The sequence below is a fragment of the Reyranella soli genome (genome assembly GCF_007992495.1).
Classification (GTDB): domain Bacteria; phylum Pseudomonadota; class Alphaproteobacteria; order Reyranellales; family Reyranellaceae; genus Reyranella; species Reyranella soli.
This window is the reverse complement of record NZ_BKAJ01000063.1, coordinates 1-4,624: the sequence shown is the minus strand read 5'-3', so window position 1 is coordinate 4,624 and position 4,624 is coordinate 1. Positions and strand designations below refer to the sequence as shown.

Annotated in this window: 6 protein-coding genes; 3 read left to right on the top strand and 3 right to left on the bottom strand. The window is 66.0% G+C overall.

Features of this window, described 5'->3' with window-relative positions; genetic code table 11:
- The 3 genes from RSO01_RS17550 to RSO01_RS17540 form a co-directional block, all read left to right on the top strand.
- On the top strand, positions 1-431 hold a 431-nt coding region (locus tag RSO01_RS17550; protein ID WP_147150418.1), incomplete at its 5' end, for an ABC transporter permease.
- On the top strand, positions 428-1,273 hold the full coding sequence (locus RSO01_RS17545; RefSeq protein ID WP_373867924.1) for an ABC transporter permease: 846 nt from the start codon (positions 428-430) through the stop codon (positions 1,271-1,273). The genes RSO01_RS17550 and RSO01_RS17545, both read left to right, overlap by 4 nt.
- Positions 1,270-2,883, top strand: coding sequence for an ABC transporter ATP-binding protein (locus RSO01_RS17540; protein ID WP_147150417.1), 1,614 nt, complete (start codon positions 1,270-1,272; stop codon positions 2,881-2,883). Before RSO01_RS17545 ends, RSO01_RS17540 begins: the two co-directional genes overlap by 4 nt.
- Here RSO01_RS17540 and RSO01_RS17535 read toward each other — a convergent pair.
- From RSO01_RS17535 to RSO01_RS17525, 3 genes are all read right to left on the bottom strand, one after another.
- Entirely contained in the window at positions 2,880-3,770 is an 891-nt protein-coding gene (locus tag RSO01_RS17535; RefSeq protein ID WP_147150416.1) for a TauD/TfdA dioxygenase family protein, read from the bottom strand. The genes RSO01_RS17540 and RSO01_RS17535 overlap by 4 nt on opposite strands.
- Before the next feature lie 74 nt (positions 3,771-3,844).
- A complete protein-coding gene (locus RSO01_RS17530) occupies positions 3,845-4,042 on the bottom strand; it encodes a hypothetical protein (RefSeq protein ID WP_147150415.1) in 198 nt (65 codons plus the stop codon).
- Positions 4,043-4,102: 60 nt separating this feature from the next.
- On the bottom strand, positions 4,103-4,609 hold the full coding sequence (locus RSO01_RS17525; protein ID WP_147150414.1) for a P-loop nucleotide/nucleoside kinase family protein: 507 nt from the start codon (positions 4,607-4,609) through the stop codon (positions 4,103-4,105).
- Positions 4,610-4,624 lie beyond the last annotated feature (15 nt).

Here is a 4,624-nt window from a genome sequence, read left to right as displayed (position 1 = left end):
CCGCCCTCCTCGACACCGCCCGCTACCTGGTACTCCCGGGCTTGACGCTCGGCCTGTTCTACATGGCGGTGTACGCGCGACTGACACGGGCGGCGATGCTCGAGGTGGCGTCGCAGGACTTCGTTCGCACCGCTCGCGCCAAGGGCGTTCCCGAGGGCGGCGTGCAGCGTCGCCACATCCTGCGCAACGCGCTCCTGCCGGTGATCACCGTCGCCGGCATCCAGGCCGGGCAACTGATCGGCGGCGCGATCCTGGTCGAGACGGTGTTCGCCTGGCCGGGCATCGGCCGGCTGGCTTTCGACGCGCTGCTGGCGCGCGACTACCAGATCCTGCTGGGCGTGTTCCTCGCGACCTCGGTGCTGGTGCTGGTGTTCAATCTCATCACCGACTTGCTCTACGCCTGGATCGACCCGAGGGTGGAGGTGACGTGAAGAAGCTGGAGCTCGAGTTCCTGGGAACGTTCCTGCGCAACCGCGGCGCCGCTGCAGGTCTGGCCGTGCTCGCGCTGGTCGGCGTGGCCGCGGCGTCGGCCGGCGTACTGTTTCCGTACTCGCCATGGGACATGCGCGGCGCGCCGTTCATGCAGCCGGGCGAGATGGAATTCGTGCTCGGTTCCGACAGCCTGGGACGCGACGTGGCGGCCGGGATTGCCTATGGCGCTCGCGTCTCGTTGCTGATCGGCGCGGTCTCCACCCTGGTCGCGGTGCTTCTCGGCATCACTCTGGGCGCCATTGCAGGTTATGCCGGTGGCGTGGTCGACGATGCGATCATGCGTTTCACCGAATTCTTCCAGACCGTGCCGAGCTTCATGCTGGCCGTGGTGCTGGTGGCGATCTTCTCTCCCAGCCTGGGTTCCATCGTCGCCGCCATTGCCATTGTCTCGTGGCCGCCGGTGGCCCGGGTGATCCGCGCCGAGTTCCTGTCGCTGCGCAGCCGTGAATTCGTCCAGGCCGCCGAGGTGCTCGGCCGCTCGCGCTCGGCGATCATCTTCCGCGAGATCCTGCCGAATGCCCTGTCGCCGATCATCGTGCTGGCCAGTCTGATGGTGGCGAGCGCCATCCTGCTCGAGAGCGGCCTGTCGTTTCTCGGCCTCGGCGATCCCAACATGATCTCCTGGGGCTTCATGATCGGCGCGGGGCGCAGCGTGATCCGCATGGCCTGGTGGATGAGCGTGTTTCCGGGCGTCGCCATCTTCTTCACCGTGCTGGCGCTCAATCTCGTCGGCGAAGGGCTGAGCGACGCCTTGAACCCGAGACTGGCGCGCCGGCGATGAGCCTTCTCGATGTCCGGAACCTGACCATCGCGCTGCCGCCGGGTGCCGACCGCGCCCACGCGGTCGAGGACGTCTCCTTCACCCTCGATGCCGGGGAGATACTGTGCATCGTGGGCGAAAGCGGCTCGGGCAAGTCGGTCTCTGCCGGCGCGATCATGGGCTTGCTACCACCCGCGCTCGGCGTCGTCCGCGGCAGCATCGTCTTCGAAGGTCGCGACCTGCTCGGCCTCGCGCCGACGGCAATGCGCCTGCTGCGCGGCAGCCGGATCGGCATGATCTTCCAGGAACCCATGACGGCGCTCAATCCGCTGATGCGGGTCGGCGAGCAGATCGCCGAGGTTCTGAAGGTGCACGGGGTGGGTGGCTCGGCGGCGCGCGTTCGCGAGTTAATCGAGGCAGTGCAATTGCCCGATCCCGAGCGGATCACGCGGTCTTACCCTCATCTGCTGTCCGGCGGGCAGCGCCAGCGCGTGATGATCGCCATGGCCCTGGCGCTGGAGCCCGCGGTGTTGATCGCCGACGAGCCGACCACCGCGCTCGACGTCACGACGCAGATGCAGATCCTGGGACTGATCAAGGAGATCCAGTCGCGACGCGGCATGGGTGTACTCTTCATCACCCACGATTTCGGTGTCGTGGCCGAGATCGCCGACCGGGTCGCCGTGATGCAGTACGGGCGGATCGTCGAAGCAGGCCCCGCGGCACAGGTGCTGAACGCCCCCCAGCATTCCTATACCCAGGCGCTGATCGCGGCCGTGCCGCACCGCGCCCGCGCGCTGGCGACCCCGCCGAACGGCCCGCCTGTCCTGGAATTGATCGGCGTGCGCAAGACCTACTGGCGGAGCGGCGGGCTGTTCGCCCCGCGCATAGGCGTCCCGGCGGTGCAGGATGCCGACCTGGTGCTCCGCAAGGGCGAAACGCTCGGCCTGGTGGGCGAAAGTGGATCGGGCAAATCCACCCTCGCGCGCTGCGTGGTCAATCTGGTGAAGCCCGAGGAGGGCGCGATCCGGTTCGGCGATACCGATCTGCGTCGGCTGATGCGTCGGCACTGGAAGCCGTTCCGCAAGCGCATCCAGATGATCTTCCAGGACCCCTTCGCTTCCCTCAATCCGCGCCGTCGGGTCGGCGACATCATCGCCGAGGGACCGATATCGCACGGCATGGCGCGGGCCGCTGCGCTGCGCCGGGCGGGCGAGCTGCTGGCCCTGGTCCAGCTCGACGCCGGCGCCGCCGAGCGGTTTCCCCATGAATTCAGCGGCGGCCAACGCCAGCGCATCGGCATTGCCCGCGCCCTCGCCCTCGAGCCCGAGCTTCTGATCGCCGACGAACCAGTGTCGGCGCTCGATGTCTCCGTGCAGGCCCAGATCCTGGCGCTGCTCGAAGATCTTCGGCAACGGCTGGGCCTGACGATGTTGTTCATCACGCACGATCTGCGCGTCGCAGCGCAGGTCTGCGGCAGGGTTGCGGTGATGCAACGCGGCGTGATCGTCGAACAAGGCGCCACGGCCGAAGTCTTCGCGGCGCCCCGGCACCCTTATACGCAAAGCCTGCTCGACTCCATCCCGGGGCGCCATTGGCTGCCGCCCGTAGGGCAGCACTCCAGCCGTTAGCCGCCTGCACTCACGCCGACAATTGGCACCTCGCCGCCCAGGGTCGTGCGGCGCATGTCGCGCACTTCATTGCGATCGAAGCGGCGCGCGCGATGTATCGTCGTGCGGTTGTCCCACACCACCAGATCGTGCTGCCGCCAGGAATGGGAATAGACGAACTCGGGCCTGGTCGCATGCTCGGTGAGATCGCGCAGGAAGGCCCGCGACTCCGGCACCGACCATCCAACGATGACGCCGGCATGCGCCGACAGGAACAACGATTTCCGGCCCGTCGCCCTCTGCACGCGCACCAGGGGATGCCGAACGGGTTGGAAATTGCTGATCTCCTCCGGCGTGAAATCGTTGAATCCGACCGCTTGGCGCGAATAGAGCAGGGAGTGTTCGCAGACCAGCCCCGCCACCTCTTCCTTGGTCCGATCATCCAGGGCGTCGTAGGCCGCTCGCATGTCGGCGAATTCGGTATTGCCGCCCCAGCCGGGAACGGTTCGCCCGGACAGCAGCGAGTATTTGGCCGGGACCGGCCGAAACGAACTGTCCGAATGCCAAAGCCGATCACCCAGCTTGAAGAACCACACGCGATCGTCGGCCGATATGATCTTCCCGTCCTTGGTCAGGTTCGAGAGATCGGCCATGCCGGGACCGAGCCGGTTGTCCTCCCGCTTTCGCACAGTGCCGGATGTATTGTAGTTCTCGAGTTCTCCGAAGTTGCGTGTGAAAGCGATCTGCTGCTCGTCTGAAATGGCCTGGCCACGGAACACGAGCACGCCCAAGCGATCCATCCCTGCTTCGATCGTCGCGGCTTTCTCCGCGCCAATCGGCTTCGTCAGGTCGACTCCCGATACTTCGCCGGCGAAGGTGGGATGAAGCTCAGTGATCTCAAGGGCCATTGTGACCATTCCCTCAATCGGTTTGGTCATTAAGCCAGAGCAGGCGTCGGGTCGCCACCCGAAGTCGTTCGCTGTCAGGTCTTGGTGAGCCTGCCGCAGGCGGATGCGTCGCAGCGCAAGGTCAGGCTGCTCACGCCCAAGGCGCCGAAGTTGGGGTCGGGGGTTTCCTCGATCACGTTCAGATGGCCGGCTCCGCACCATGGACAGACAGGCAGCGCCTCGTTGGGGGCGATCCGTGTCGCCACCCTGTTCAGTTCCTCGAAGAGCGTCATTTATTGTTCTTTCTTGAGGGGGATTCCGACTATAGCACGAAATCGTACGCGCCGCCCCGGTCAGGGCTTGTGGACGATGACGTTAAAACCTTCGTCCGCTGCCGGCGGGACGAAGTAGGCGGTGAACTGCTCGAATTCCGCGTCGCTCACTTGGAACTGATGCTCGCCGCCGGCATTGCGCTGACGCAGCCGCTGCTTGCAGAGCTCGTCCGGCAGGTCGAGGTAATGCAGCTCGTGCGGTACCCCGGCGGTATCGATCAGGGAGCGCACCCATGCCCGCTGGCGCGGAGTGTTCGCCGCGAAATCAAGCACGACCGAAAGGCCCCGGTGCAGGATGTCGACGATGTGCGGTGTCATGGCCGCCCGCAGCCGGCCCGACAGCCGGGTGTAATCCTCGATGGTCTTGAGCTCGACCGGATAGAGGGTCGACGTCCAGTGATCCTCGCTGATGAGCAGGGTCGAGGGCCGCGTCGCGAGTTGCTGGGCCAAGGTCGACTTGCCGGCCGCGATCTTGCCGCACAGGAGATAGAGGGTGGGGTTGTTCATGTTCTTCCGGACCGCGCGCATCCTGCGCGCTCATGA